Below are 13266 nucleotides of genomic sequence, written 5' to 3'. Positions count from 1 at the left end.
AGTTTTTATTTCGATGCCAGGCGCAGGGATCAGAGGAAGCCGGCTTTGGCAGCCTTGAGAACTGCGGAAATCTTGTTGCAGGCGTCGAGCTTTTCCATCAGGTTTTTCACGTGATAATTCACCGTACGCTCGCTCAGGTTGAGGATCTTTGCGATCTCGTAGGCAGTCTTGCCGACGGCTGACAGTTGCAAGACCTCCAGCTCCCTGGGCGACAGGCGTGGGTGGCAGGGCCTGGCGGGATATTTTGGCATTGACCGCATAAACAGCTCACTGAAGTGGCTGGCGGCATAAAAGATGTAGCCGAAGTGTTCATACAGCTCAAGTGCACTGATCGGACAGCTGTGTCGGGCCAGGCTGATGACGCTGCACAACCCGCTTTCTTCGTGATGAAAGGCCTGTGACCAGCCATGCTGCAAGCCATGTTGCTGCAATGCCTGCCAAAGTTCAGGCGTGCCGGAAAAAGCCGACTGCTCCCAGACGATGGGCAGCGTTGAATGATTGCAATGAGCTACTATTGGGTCGATACATTTAAAGTCTGTTTGTCATATTGCAAGTTCCACTCTTTGGGGTAATTGTTGATTCGCAAGGTGTCCAGAAGTACTTCCCGACGGGGTGAACTGACCGAAATTGCGCAATAGTCGAAACCGAGGTTTTCGGCGAATCTCTGCAGGATCGGGTAAGCGGCATCTATTCCCTTGGCATAAGACAGTAGTTTCAGCTGCGATTCTTTCCACGTTTCCATACCTACTCTCCATTTTTTTGCAAGCGCACCTTGGATCCAATAAAAGGCACGCAACGGAGTGTAGGATGTTTCCTGCGAGTAGCTGTGGATTTTTTCGCAATTGAAACTACTGCCGTTTGGCTTAAAGGTTATGAGTCTTTCGTTAATATTTAACCTGTCATCTTAAGCTCAGGATTAAAGTCCATTCATTGCTAATCACAAACGATGCAGGCGCTGTACTGAATGCCATTACCAATCATCGGTGTTTAGGCCGGCCAATTTGCGGGACACTGTAGGCAGATCTTCGTAGGAGACGCCCATGACCGCCAGTGCAGAGAAATACACCACTCAGACCTTGCTCGATGTACAGCCACTGACACCGGGCCTGTTCACCCTGCGCACGACCCGCGATGCGGGTTTTCGTTTTCGCGCCGGACAGTTCGCCAGGCTTGGCGTGACCAAGGCTGATGGCAGCATAGTCTGGCGCGCGTATTCGATGGTGTCGTCGCCATTTGACGAGTTCCTTGAGTTTTTCTCCATCGTGGTGCCGGGCGGTGAGTTCACCAGTGAGCTGAGTCGGCTGCAGGTGGGCGATACGCTGCTGGTCGATCGCCAGGCGTTCGGCTACCTGACCCTGGATCGCTTCAACGATGGCCGGGATCTTTGGTTATTGTCCACAGGTACGGGGGTGGCGCCGTTTCTGTCGATCCTGCAGGACTTCGAAGTCTGGGAAAAATTCGAGCGCATTATTTTGGTCTACAGCGTGCGCGAAGCCCGGGAGCTGGCGTATCAGCCGCTGATCGCCGGGCTGAAGCAGCGCGAGTACCTCAGTGAATATGCCCACAAATTGCAGTTCATCCCCACGGTGACGCGAGAGGCATCGGCGGGGGCGCTGAACGGGCGTATCACGGCACTCATCGAAAACGGCGAGCTGGAGCGGGTCGCTGGCGTGGAGCTGAGCCCTGAGCATTCGCGGGTCATGCTGTGCGGCAATCCGCAAATGATCGATGACACCCGTGCGCTGCTGAAAAAGCGCCACATGAGCCTGAGTCTGACCCGTCGGCCCGGGCAGATTGCGGTAGAAAATTACTGGTAGAAAAACGGCACCTCGCGGGTGCCGTTATCGGTTGTGACGATGTTCAGGGCTGATTGTTCTGTGCCTTGAGCAGGTCGCGAATCTCGCCCAGCAGTTCCTCTTCTTTGGTCGGCACCGGCGGCAGCGTTGGGGCTACCGCCTCTTCGCGTTTCAGACGGTTAATGGCTTTGACGCCCATGAAAATCGCGAAAGCCACGATCACGAAGTCCAGAACGCTCTGAATGAACTTGCCGTAGGCCAGCATCACCGCGGGCGCATTGCCCTCGGCAGCCTTGAGCGTGATGGCTAAATCACTGAAGTCGACCCCGCCGATCAGCAGGCCGATTGGCGGCATGATGACGTCACCGACAAACGACGAAACAATCTTGCCGAAGGCGGCACCAATGATGATACCGACGGCCATGTCGACCACATTGCCTTTGACCGCAAAGGCCTTGAACTCACTTAGCACGCCCATAGGTTATTTCCTTGTTACAGATGAGGTTGGTGTAGCAGTGTAAATCAGCCAAACGCGTCCTGCGCGAAACACCTCCTTACAATGCCCGTTTTTATCGACACATTAATTTTCGATTAGTTTGCAAAGTGCCACTAATCGCGCGCGAAATACGCCGTAACCGGCTGATCGGGTAGCTATTTTTTTCAATCATGACCTTGCGAACTTTCTATTTATGTTTGCCGGCTCAGCCCTCTAGCCTCTGGTTGGCGCACCTGGATGCGCCCAAAACAACCAGAGGAACCTGATATGACTCCCACTCTTGGCCTCGGGGCTTTTCCCCATCGCCGCACCCTCGGCGTACTCACCGCCAGCCTGTTGACGTTCTCCGTGCATGCCGCGCCCCTGACGCGCGATAACGGCGCTGCGGTCGGCGACAATCAGAACTCGCAAACCGCCGGTGCCAACGGCCCGGTGCTGCTGCAGGATGTGCAGTTGATCCAGAAGCTGCAGCGATTTGACCGTGAACGCATTCCGGAGCGCGTGGTGCATGCGCGCGGCACCGGTGCCCACGGCACCTTCACCGTGACCAACGACCTGAGCGATCTGAGCAAGGCCAAGGTCTTCGCCGCAGGCCAGAGCACCCCGGTGTTTGTGCGCTTTTCGGCGGTGGTGCATGGCAACCACTCCCCGGAAACCCTGCGCGACCCACGCGGTTTTGCCACCAAGTTCTACACCGCCGACGGTAACTGGGACCTGGTCGGCAACAACTTCCCGACCTTCTTCATCCGCGACGCAATCAAGTTTCCGGACATGGTGCATGCGTTCAAGCCCGACCCGCGCACCAACCTCGACGATGACTCGCGTCGATTCGACTTCTTCTCCCACGTGCCGGAAGCCACGCGCACGCTGACCGAGTTGTATTCCAACTCGGGAACGCCAGCCAGTTATCGGCAAATGGACGGTAACGGTGTTCACGCCTATAAGTTGATCAACGCCAAGGGCGAAGTGCATTACGTGAAGTTCCACTGGAAGAGTTTGCAGGGGATCAATAACCTCACGCCGAAAGAAGTCAGCAAAGTTCAGGGTCAGGATTACAGTCATATGACCAATGACTTGGTGACTCATATCAACAAGGGTGACTTTCCAAAGTGGGACTTGTACGTTCAGGTATTGAAACCGCAAGATTTGTCCAAGTTTGATTTTGATCCGCTGGATGCAACCAAGATATGGCCGGGTGTTCCAGAACGAAAAGTTGGACAAATGGTATTGAACCGTAATCCAGCCAATGTATTCCAGGAAACCGAACAAGTGGCAATGGCACCGGCCAATATTGTTCCAGGCATCGAGCCGTCAGAAGATCGCTTGTTGCAAGGTCGGGTGTTCTCTTATGCCGATACGCAAATGTACCGCTTGGGCGCCAATGCTTTGCAATTGCCGATCAATGCCGCGAAAGTTGCAGTCAATAACGGCAATCAGGATGGCGCGATGAACTTCGGGGCCAGCCGCTCCGGGGTCAATTATCAGCCGAGTCGCCTGCAGCCTCGGGAAGAGACCGAGACGGCACGTTACAGCCAGTTGGCGCTGGCGGGCAGCACCCAGCAGGCGAAGATCCAGCGCGAGCAGAACTTCAAGCAGGCCGGTGATCTGTATCGCTCGTTCAGCCAGCAGGAGCGTCGTGACCTGATCGACAGCTTCGGCGGCTCTCTGGCCACCACCGATGATGAGAGCAAGCACATCATCCTGTCCTTCCTTTATAAGGCCGATCCGGAATACGGCAGCGGCGTGACCAAAGTGGCCAAGGGTGACCTGAGCCGGGTCAAGGCACTGGCGGCAAAACTCACCGACTGATTGTCGCGGCCATGCCATGCGGGGCCTGAATCGGGCCCCGTTCTGTTCAAGGAGACGGCGTATGCGTATTTATCTGTTATTGCTGCTCGGCAGCCTGTCCTGGTCGGCGCTGGCCGGACAGAGTCCCGAGGCGGTCAAGGCGCAGTTGCAGGATTATCTGTTCGATGCCGCCCGGCGCGGCGACGTACCGATGCTCGAGACGTTTATCGAGGCCGGTTATCCCCTCGACACCCGCGACAGCAAGGGCTACACCGCGTTGATCCTCGCGGCCTATCACGGCCAGGCGCCGGCGGTGGAGCGCTTGCTTGCTGCCGGAGCCGATGCCTGCGCCCAGGATCAACGCGGCAACACGGCGCTGATGGGGGCAATATTCAAAGGCGAGGTGCAGATTGCCCGACGTCTGATGGCCACCGATTGCAGCCCTGACCAGCGCAACGGCGCGGGGCAGACCGCTGCCATGTATGCAGGTTTGTTCAAGCGCCTGGAGCTGCTTGACGCGCTGAAAGCCAAAGGTGCCGACCTCAATGCCGAAGATCCGCTGGGCAACAGCGCCGCACGTCTGGCCAGCGGCGAAATCCGCAGCGCTGCGCCGCGCTGATCGGCGATGGCTGCGTTATCATCGCGTCTTTTGCTTCGGGGGTTCTGATGGCCAAGGCCAAGCGCATGTACGGCTGCACCGAGTGCGGCGCAACCTTTCCCAAGTGGGCCGGGCAGTGCGGTGAGTGCGGTGCCTGGAACACCCTGACCGAAACCATGATCGAAAGCGGCGGCGCCACGGCACCCACCGGGCGCACCGGTTGGGCCGGGCAGCAGGCGCAGATCAAGACGCTGGCCGAAGTCAGCATCGAAGAAATTCCACGTTTTTCCACCGCTTCCGGTGAACTGGATCGTGTCCTTGGCGGCGGTCTGGTCGATGGTTCGGTGGTGTTGATCGGCGGTGACCCGGGGATCGGCAAGTCGACCATCCTGCTACAGACCTTGTGCAACCTCGCCAAGAGCATGCCGGCGCTATACGTCACCGGCGAAGAATCCCAGCAGCAAGTGGCGATGCGCGCACGCCGTCTCGGGCTGCCCCAGGATCAGTTGCGGGTGATGACCGAAACCTGCATCGAAACCATCATTGCCACCGCCCGCCAGGAAAAACCCAAGGTGATGGTGATCGACTCGATCCAGACGATTTTCACCGAGCAGCTGCAATCGGCGCCGGGCGGCGTGTCCCAGGTGCGTGAGAGTGCGGCGCTGCTGGTGCGCTACGCCAAGCAGAGCGGCACGGCGATTTTCCTCGTCGGCCACGTCACCAAGGAGGGCGCGCTGGCCGGTCCCCGCGTGTTGGAGCACATGGTCGACACTGTGCTGTATTTCGAGGGCGAGTCCGATGGCCGGCTGCGCTTGTTGCGTGCGGTGAAAAACCGTTTCGGTGCGGTCAACGAACTGGGCGTATTCGGCATGACCGACAAAGGCCTGAAAGAAGTCTCCAACCCGTCGGCGATTTTTCTCACCCGCGCCCAGGAGGAAGTCCCGGGCAGCGTGGTCATGGCGACGTGGGAGGGCACCCGGCCGATGCTGGTCGAAGTGCAGGCACTGGTCGATGACAGCCATCTGGCCAATCCACGGCGGGTGACGCTGGGGCTGGATCAAAACCGTTTGGCGATGCTGCTCGCGGTATTGCACCGTCATGGCGGCATTCCGACCCACGATCAGGATGTGTTTCTCAACGTGGTCGGTGGCGTCAAGGTGCTGGAAACCGCGTCCGATCTGGCGTTGATGGCGGCGGTGATGTCGAGCTTGCGCAACCGGCCGTTGCCGCATGATTTGCTGGTGTTTGGCGAAGTCGGCTTGTCCGGCGAAGTGCGCCCGGTGCCGAGCGGGCAGGAGCGCTTGAAGGAAGCGGCCAAGCATGGTTTCAAGCGCGCCATCGTGCCCAAGGGCAACGCCCCGAAGGAAGCACCGGCGGGGTTGCAGATCATCGCAGTGACGCGCCTCGAACAAGCCCTCGACGCGCTTTTCGAATAACCACGATTCCCCTGTAGGAGTGAGCCTGCTCGCGATAGCGGTATATCAGCCAATGATTGGTTGAATGACAGACCGCTATCGCGAGCAGGCTCACTCCTACATTTGATCGTGGTGATTTCTAGATCTCGATCAGCGCAGCCAACTCGCGCTCAAGTTCCGCTTCATCCGCCAGGTTCAGCTCGATCAACCGCCGCAGACGCTGGATCGATTCCAGGCTGATATGCCGGCAGATGAACCCTAAATGACCGTTCTCCTCATGGGCCAGATGCACGTCCATCTCGATATCAACGTCTTCGCTCAGATGAATGTCGACGAAAAAGTCCTGTTCACGATCTCCAAGCCACGGCTCCGGCCGTTCGATCAGCAATCCCTTGAGCGACAGGTCGATCAGCTTCACCTGCCAGATGTACTCGCCCTGCCTCAGCTCGGTTTTGGCATCGAACTCGATACGTTTAAAGCGGCGACGATTGTCTGGGTGCTCGCTCATGGCGCAATCCTCCGAAGGTTCGCTGACTATAGACCCGCATTGTTCAAGCGTGCCAGCGCAGGCGGGCCGAATAGACCAATGTCGGGGTATGGCCTTTGGCGCCGTAAGCGCTAAACTCGGGGTGGCTGTCTTTCTTGTCCACCCTGGCTGGAATAAAAAAATGAAAAATAATAATAGCCTGCTACGCCACTTACCCTGGCTAGTGCTGGCAATCGTAGGAGCGTGCGCCCTGGGCGTAGTGGCATTGCGCCGAGGCGAGGCGATCAACGCCTTGTGGATTGTGGTCGCTGCCGTGGCCATTTATCTGGTTGCGTACCGTTACTACAGCCTGTTCATCGCCAACCATGTGATGCAACTGGATCCGCGTCGGGCCACCCCCGCCGTGCTCAACAACGATGGTCTGGACTATGTGCCGACCAACAAACACATTCTTTTCGGTCACCACTTCGCGGCCATCGCTGGTGCGGGGCCACTGGTCGGCCCGGTATTGGCAGCGCAGATGGGCTATCTGCCCGGCACGCTCTGGCTGATTGCCGGTGTGGTGCTGGCGGGCGCGGTGCAGGACTTCATGGTCCTGTTCATGTCGACCCGACGCAACGGCCGTTCCCTGGGCGACATGGTGCGTGAAGAAATGGGCCGGATTCCCGGCACCATCGCGCTGTTCGGCTGCTTCCTGATCATGATCATCATCCTTGCGGTGCTGGCGCTGATCGTCGTCAAGGCGTTGGCCGAGAGTCCGTGGGGCATCTTCACCGTGATGGCGACCATTCCGATCGCGATGTTCATGGGCATCTATATGCGCTACATCCGCCCGGGCCGCATCGGCGAAATCTCCGTGGTCGGCGTGTTGCTGCTGCTCGGTTCGATCTGGCTGGGTGGGCAGATTGCTGCCGATCCAGTGTGGGCCAAGGCCTTCACCTTCACCGGCGTGCAGATTACCTGGATGCTGGTTGGATACGGTTTTGTCGCTGCGTCGCTGCCGGTGTGGCTGATTCTCGCACCGCGTGACTACCTGTCGACGTTCCTCAAGATCGGTACCATTGTTGCGCTGGCGATCGGCATTCTGGTCACCATGCCCGAGCTGAAAATGCCCGCGCTGACGCAGTTTGTCGACGGCACAGGCCCGGTGTGGAAGGGCGGTCTGTTCCCGTTCCTGTTCATCACCATCGCCTGCGGTGCGGTATCGGGCTTCCATGCGCTGATCTCGTCGGGCACCACACCGAAGCTGCTGGATAACGAAACCAACGCTCGCTACATCGGTTACGGCGGCATGTTGATGGAGTCGTTCGTGGCGATCATGGCCATGGTCGCCGCTTCGGTGATCGAGCCAGGCGTGTACTTCGCCATGAACAGTCCGGCAGCCGTGGTCGGCAGTGACGTGGTATCGGTCGCGCAAGTCGTCACCAGCTGGGGCTTCGCGATTACGCCGGATGCGCTGCAAGCGGTGGCCAATGACATCGGTGAAACCACCATTCTGGCTCGCGCCGGTGGTGCGCCGACCCTGGCGGTAGGTATCGCGCAGATCCTGCACAGTGTCCTGCCGGGTGAAAACACCATGGCGTTCTGGTACCACTTCGCGATCCTGTTCGAAGCGCTGTTCATCCTTACCGCTGTCGACGCCGGCACCCGTGCCGGACGCTTCATGCTGCAGGATCTGCTTGGCTCCTTCGTACCGGCGCTCAAGCGTACCGAATCCTGGACTGCCAACCTGATCGCCACCGCCGGTTGTGTGGCAATGTGGGGCTGGTTGCTGTATCAGGGCGTGATCGATCCACTGGGCGGCATCAACACCCTGTGGCCATTGTTCGGCATCTCCAACCAGATGCTCGCCGGTATCGCGCTGATGCTCGGCACCGTGGTCCTGATCAAGATGAAGCGCCAGCGCTACATCTGGGTCACCCTGTTGCCGGCCACCTGGCTGCTGATCTGCACCACAACGGCAGGCTTCATCAAACTGTTCGACGCCAACCCGGCGATCGGCTTCCTGTCCCTGGCGAAAAAATACAGCGATGCGCTGGCCAACGGTCAGGTGCTGGCGCCGGCAAAAAGCGTTGAGCAGATGCAGCACGTGATCTTCAACGCCTATACCAACGCAACGCTCACGACGCTGTTCCTGTTCGTGGTGTTCAGCATCCTGTTCTATGCGCTCAAGGTTGGCATCGCCGCCTGGGGCAAAAAAGAGCGCACGGATAAAGAATCGCCATTCCAGGCCTTGCCGGATGCGTAACCAGAGGATTGCACCATGTTCAATGACCTGAGTCGCCTCGGTAAATACCTCGGTCAGGCCGCGCGCCTGATGGTCGGCATGCCCGACTACGACACCTACGTCGAGCATATGCAAACCAAACACCCGGACAAACCGGTGATGAGCTACGAGATGTTCTTTCGCGAACGTCAAGAAGCCCGTTACGGTGGCAAGGGTGGGCCCAAGTGCTGTTGAGCTGACAGCCTTGGGCTGATGCAATCCCCCTGTGGGAGCGGGCTTGCTCGCGAAAGCGCAGTGTTAGTCGATGATGGTGTTGACTGATCCACCGCCTTCGCGAGCAAGCCCGCTCCCACATTTGTTTTTGTGTTGTTCATTGAATCTATGAAGGGGATCGATTTTGACTTCTCCAATACCGGTCACGGTACTCAGCGGCTTCCTTGGCGCCGGCAAGACCACGTTGCTGCGTCATCTGCTCAAAGCCGAGCACGGCCTGAAAATCGCCGTGATCGAAAACGAATTCAGCGATGCCGGTATCGACACTCAGTTGCTGGGTGACGAGCCGGTGCAAGTCATGACACTGGCCAACGGCTGTGTCTGCTGCACCATTCACACTGATCTGACCAAGGCGCTGTATTTACTGCTCGAGCGCCTGGACAGCGGCGAGATCGCTTTCGACCGACTGGTGATCGAGTGCACCGGTCTGGCCGACCCGGCGCCCGTGGCGCAGACGTTTTTCATCGACGAAGAACTGCGCGAGCGTTACCTGCTCGACGGCATCATCACCCTGGTCGACGCCGCCCACGCCGACGTGCACCTGACCCAGACCATCGCCCAGGCGCAAATCGGTTTTGCCGACCGTCTGCTGGTGAGCAAGACCGATCTGGTCGACGCAGCGACGTTCGACGCATTGAGCGAGCGGCTGACGCGGATCAACCGCCGCGCGCCGATTCGTGTGGTCGAGCATGGCAACATTGATCTGGCCGAATTGCTTGATGTGCGCGGCTTTAATCTGAATGCCGATCTTGGCGGTGGATTGAGTCTGCGTCCGGTGGGCAAGGCCCCGTCCATCGACCGCATTTCCAGTGTGGTGCTGCGCACCGATCAGGCGCTGGATATCGATCAGCTCAGCGAGTTCATGAATGAACTGCTGGAAGAACACGGCAAACAATTGCTGCGTTACAAAGGCGTGCTGAACATTGCCGGTGAGGATCGGCGCCTGGTGTTCCAGGGCGTGTTGAAACTCTATGGTTTCGACTGGGACAGCGAATGGGCTGAGGGTGAGGCGCGGGAAAGTGTGATCGTGTTTATTGCCGATGAGTTGCCGGAAGAGAAGATTCGGGCGGGGTTTGCCAGGGTGGCTTCTGCCTGATGGTTTTTCTGAACCTGTAATGAAGCTATCGCGAGCAGGCTCACTCCTACAGAGGAACGCATTCCAAATTGTAGGAGTGAGCCTGCTCGCGATAGCCATCTAACCTACAACACATGGCTCAAGGTCTGAACCGAGCAGCGTCTGCTCAAGATGATCCAGATGCCGATTAATCAATGAATCGGCTTTGGCCGCATCGCCACGTTCAATGGCTTCGACAAGCGCCACATGCTCCTGCCACGCGCAGCAGCTATGCGTCTGGCCCGCACTTCGCGCAACCGCCAATGACGTAACAGGTACAAGGCTGCCAAGAAAATTCGCCAACGGCACATTCCCCGCCATCCGCGCCAACTGCAGGTGAAACTCCCCCGACAAACGAATCGCCGCCCCCCGCCGGTCCTGCTCGACGGCGCGCTTCTCGCGTTCGACCGACGTGCGCAAGCATTTCAAATCATCTACCCGCGGACGCTGACACGCCAACCGTATCAACGTGATCTCAGCCAGCCGCCGCGCATGCAGGGTCTGCCTGATCAATTCTCGATCAGGCGCCGCCACGCGCGGTCGATGATTGGCCCGCAGCACCACGATCTGCTCATGGGCCAGTTGCGTCAGCACTCGCCGGACATCGGCACGACTGGAATTAAACATGTCCTTCAGGCTGTCCTCGGTAAAACGGCTGTCTGCATCGATACGCTGCTCGAGAATCGCATCGAACAGTCGTGGGTAAAGGTCCTCCACCGGCATCCGCAGGCGCGGGAAGGGCAGGGCAGTCGGGTGCGGGTGCGGCGCGGAAGCGAAACTGTTCATGGCCGGTCTCCAAAGGATCAGTTGGGCAGGTTGTCATCCGGGATATTCAGCTCAATGCCCATGCGCCGACCTTCACGCAGAATGTGCCGACGCATTTCGGCGCTGGCCTGGGCGCTGTTCTTGCTGCGAATCGCGCGGACCACGGCTTCGTTTTCCTCCAGCCGCTCGGCCAGATGTTCCGGTGAATTGCGCAGCACTTCGGCGCTCTGCTTGAGGGCGTTGCTGGTCTGCTGCACCACACTCTGGAAAATCGGATTCGAGGTCAGTGTGAACAGCTCTTCGTGGAAGGCGATGTAGGCGCTGACCCCGGCTTCGCTGTCGCCGGCCTCGAGGGCTTCACGCATGTCCATCAGGGTCAGGCGCAACTGGCCGATTTCCTTGCTACTGATCGATTGCGCGACCAGCCCGACAATGAACGGCTCCAGGGTGTAGCGCAGTTGCAGCACGTCTTCGAGGCTCGCGCCGGCGACTGCGCTGTCGTGGCTCTGGCTGTCGGTCAGTTGCGCGTCGAGGACGACCACGCCTTTGCCCGGCATCGAGCGCACCAGGCCGAGGGTTTCCAGAACAATCACCGCCTCGCGCAGGCTGGGCCGGCTGATGCCCAATTGTTCGGCCAGTTCGCGCTGGCCCGGCAGCATATCGCCGGAGCGCCATTGCCCGCGGGCCAGGGCGGCGCGCAGTTTTTCCACCACTGAGTTGACGACGGTTGATGAAGTAATCACGTATTGGCTCCATTCGCCGTGCCTGCGGTCTGGCAGGCACGGCGCTCATTCAAAATTCTTTCGCCGCCGCTTGGGCGACCGTTTTTCTCGGTTGAAAGTTATAGCCTTGCTCGCCATTGAGCACCTTGTTCGCCCGTTGCACATCGATGTCCTTTTCCCAACGGGCGATGGCCACGGTGGCCACGCAGTTGCCGATCAGGTTGGTCAGCGCGCGGCCGATGCCCATGAACCAGTCCACCGCCAGCACCAACACCAGGCCGACCACGGGAATGGCCGGGATTGCCGTCAGGGTTGCCGCAAGAATCACCAGCGCCGAACCGGGGATGCCGTGGGCGCCCTTGGAGGTAATCAGCGAGACCAGCAAAATCGTCAGCAGATCGGTCATGGCCAGCGGTGTGCCGGTAGCGTTGGCGATGAAGACGATAGCGAGGGTCAGGTAAATCGAAAAACCGTCGAGGTTGAAGGAGTAACCGGTCGGAATCACCAGCCCTACCGTCGAACTGCCGATGCCCAAGTGTTCGAGCTTGCGCATGATCTGCGGCAGCACTGCATCAGAGGAGGCGGTGCCCATGACGATCAGCAACTCTTCGCGCAGATACTTGAGCAGCGGCCACATGCGCAGGCCGGAGACGCGCATCACCAGGCCGAGAATCAGCGCGACGAAGGCGATGCAGGTCAGGTAGAACAAACCGACCAGACTGCCCAGATGCTGCAACGAATCGAGGCCATATTTGCTGGTGGTGAAAGCGATGGCGCCGAACACGCCGATCGGCGCCAAACGTACGATCATGCCCATGATGCGGAAGATCACATGGCTCAGTTCGTTGATCAGCCGCGAGATCCCGGAAGCCGCTTCGCCAACCAGATTCAACGCACTGCCGAACAGCACCGAAAACAGCAGCACCTGCAAAATGTTGTTGTCGGCGAAGGCGCCGATCACCGAGGTCGGGATCAGGTCCATCAAGAACTGCGTGGTGGTGTGCATGTGCTGGCCGCGCTCGGCGAGGTCGCCCATGTCGGCGGTGGAGAGTTGCTCCAGATGAATATTCGCGCCGCTGCCGATACCGGTGCTGAAGGCGAACACCAGCCCGATAATCAGCGCGAGGGTGGTCAGCACTTCAAAATAAATCACCGATTTGAGGCCAATGCGCCCGACCTTCTTCAGATCGCCTGCGCCGCTGATGCCGCTGACCACCACGCAGAACACGATCAGGCCGATGAGCATCTTGATCAGTTTGATGAAACCGTCGCCGAGCGGCTTGAGCTGGGCTGAGTATTCAGGAAGGGTCAGCCCGCAGACGATGCCGAGCATCAGTCCGAGAACCACTTGAAGGAAGATCGAACGCGAGCACCATCTGAGCATGGGAGGAATCCTGGGTCGGTGTCCTGGCTGCCGCACGCTTGGCGCATCGGATTCAGGACTTAATTATTGTGGTCTTACCGGTATGTCCAGTGCAGGCGCAGTTTAGGCTTTGGTTTTTCCTGATTACAAGAGGGAGAGGTGAAATTGGCATGACCGGTCTGACCGGTGGTCCAAAAACAATCTTTTGATCTTTTGATCTTT

14 protein-coding genes and 1 pseudogene are annotated in these 13266 nt (G+C 58.7%); 7 read left to right on the top strand and 8 right to left on the bottom strand.

Translation table 11 applies throughout. The features are described from left to right. Positions 1 to 29 precede the first annotated feature (29 nt). The 3 genes and pseudogenes from HU755_RS27775 to HU755_RS27765 all read right to left on the bottom strand — a co-directional run bounded on the left by HU755_RS27775 (position 30) and on the right by HU755_RS27765 (position 742). Positions 30 to 191, bottom strand: coding sequence for a helix-turn-helix transcriptional regulator (locus tag HU755_RS27775; RefSeq protein ID WP_346655427.1), 162 nt, complete (start codon positions 189 to 191; stop codon positions 30 to 32). 177 nt (positions 192 to 368) lie between these two features. Further along, positions 369 to 482: pseudogene (locus HU755_RS27770) on the bottom strand (LuxR family transcriptional regulator); the annotation flags it as partial. Positions 483 to 511: 29 nt separating this feature from the next. Continuing rightward, positions 512 to 742: an autoinducer binding domain-containing protein gene (locus tag HU755_RS27765; protein WP_189663985.1), complete on the bottom strand. Its 231-nt coding sequence runs from the start codon at positions 740 to 742 to the stop codon at positions 512 to 514. Positions 743 to 1040: 298 nt separating this feature from the next. On the opposite strand from HU755_RS27765, the gene HU755_RS07430 reads away from it, so the two are divergent. Next, positions 1041 to 1817 carry a ferredoxin--NADP reductase gene (locus tag HU755_RS07430; protein ID WP_186631105.1) on the top strand — a complete coding sequence of 259 codons (777 nt, stop codon included), beginning with the start codon at positions 1041 to 1043 and terminating at the stop codon, positions 1815 to 1817. Positions 1818 to 1860: 43 nt separating this feature from the next. On the opposite strand, the gene mscL is transcribed toward HU755_RS07430, so the two are convergent. Then, positions 1861 to 2274, bottom strand: coding sequence for a large-conductance mechanosensitive channel protein MscL (mscL, locus tag HU755_RS07425; protein ID WP_186631103.1), 414 nt, complete (start codon positions 2272 to 2274; stop codon positions 1861 to 1863). A gap of 285 nt (positions 2275 to 2559) precedes the next feature. Between mscL and katB the strand changes: the two genes are divergently transcribed. From katB to radA, 3 genes are all read left to right on the top strand, one after another. After that, positions 2560 to 4101 carry a catalase KatB gene (gene katB, locus HU755_RS07420; RefSeq protein WP_186631102.1) on the top strand — a complete coding sequence of 514 codons (1542 nt, stop codon included), beginning with the start codon at positions 2560 to 2562 and terminating at the stop codon, positions 4099 to 4101. A 61-nt stretch (positions 4102 to 4162) separates the two neighbouring features. Beyond that, positions 4163 to 4699: an ankyrin repeat domain-containing protein gene (locus tag HU755_RS07415; RefSeq protein WP_186546848.1), complete on the top strand. Its 537-nt coding sequence runs from the start codon at positions 4163 to 4165 to the stop codon at positions 4697 to 4699. A 47-nt stretch (positions 4700 to 4746) separates the two neighbouring features. Further along, a complete protein-coding gene (gene radA, locus HU755_RS07410; RefSeq protein ID WP_003228407.1) occupies positions 4747 to 6114 on the top strand; it encodes a DNA repair protein RadA in 1368 nt (455 codons plus the stop codon). Between the two features lie 118 nt (positions 6115 to 6232). On the opposite strand, the gene HU755_RS07405 is transcribed toward radA, so the two are convergent. Then, on the bottom strand, positions 6233 to 6601 hold the full coding sequence (locus tag HU755_RS07405) for a PilZ domain-containing protein (protein ID WP_186631100.1): 369 nt from the start codon (positions 6599 to 6601) through the stop codon (positions 6233 to 6235). A gap of 160 nt (positions 6602 to 6761) precedes the next feature. Here HU755_RS07405 and HU755_RS07400 point away from each other — a divergent pair, with 160 nt between their 5' ends. The 3 genes from HU755_RS07400 to yjiA all read left to right on the top strand — a co-directional run bounded on the left by HU755_RS07400 (position 6762) and on the right by yjiA (position 10176). Beyond that, the gene (locus tag HU755_RS07400) at positions 6762 to 8828 is read left to right on the top strand and encodes a carbon starvation CstA family protein (RefSeq protein WP_186546850.1); all 2067 of its coding nucleotides are present in this window, start codon (positions 6762 to 6764) and stop codon (positions 8826 to 8828) included. 15 nt (positions 8829 to 8843) lie between these two features. Further along, positions 8844 to 9041: a YbdD/YjiX family protein gene (locus HU755_RS07395; RefSeq protein WP_003228401.1), complete on the top strand. Its 198-nt coding sequence runs from the start codon at positions 8844 to 8846 to the stop codon at positions 9039 to 9041. A gap of 163 nt (positions 9042 to 9204) precedes the next feature. After that, a complete protein-coding gene (yjiA, locus tag HU755_RS07390; RefSeq protein WP_186631098.1) occupies positions 9205 to 10176 on the top strand; it encodes a GTPase in 972 nt (323 codons plus the stop codon). A gap of 99 nt (positions 10177 to 10275) precedes the next feature. Here the strand turns inward: yjiA and HU755_RS07385 are convergent, their stop codons facing one another. Genes HU755_RS07385 through HU755_RS07375 form a run of 3 tightly spaced genes read right to left on the bottom strand, consistent with a single transcriptional unit; the run spans position 10276 to position 13065 of the window. Further along, positions 10276 to 10980 carry a GntR family transcriptional regulator gene (locus HU755_RS07385; protein ID WP_186631096.1) on the bottom strand — a complete coding sequence of 235 codons (705 nt, stop codon included), beginning with the start codon at positions 10978 to 10980 and terminating at the stop codon, positions 10276 to 10278. 17 nt (positions 10981 to 10997) lie between these two features. Next, positions 10998 to 11702, bottom strand: coding sequence for an FCD domain-containing protein (locus HU755_RS07380; protein ID WP_186631094.1), 705 nt, complete (start codon positions 11700 to 11702; stop codon positions 10998 to 11000). A gap of 49 nt (positions 11703 to 11751) precedes the next feature. Continuing rightward, positions 11752 to 13065 carry a C4-dicarboxylate transporter DctA gene (locus tag HU755_RS07375; protein WP_186631092.1) on the bottom strand — a complete coding sequence of 438 codons (1314 nt, stop codon included), beginning with the start codon at positions 13063 to 13065 and terminating at the stop codon, positions 11752 to 11754. Between the last annotated feature and the right edge of the window lie 201 nt (positions 13066 to 13266).

The sequence above is a fragment of the Pseudomonas sp. SWRI111 genome (genome assembly GCF_014268555.1).
In the GTDB taxonomy this organism is placed as follows: domain Bacteria; phylum Pseudomonadota; class Gammaproteobacteria; order Pseudomonadales; family Pseudomonadaceae; genus Aquipseudomonas; species Aquipseudomonas hamedanensis.
The sequence above is the reverse complement of the archived record's forward strand: the minus strand, read 5'-3'. Positions and strand labels throughout refer to the sequence as shown.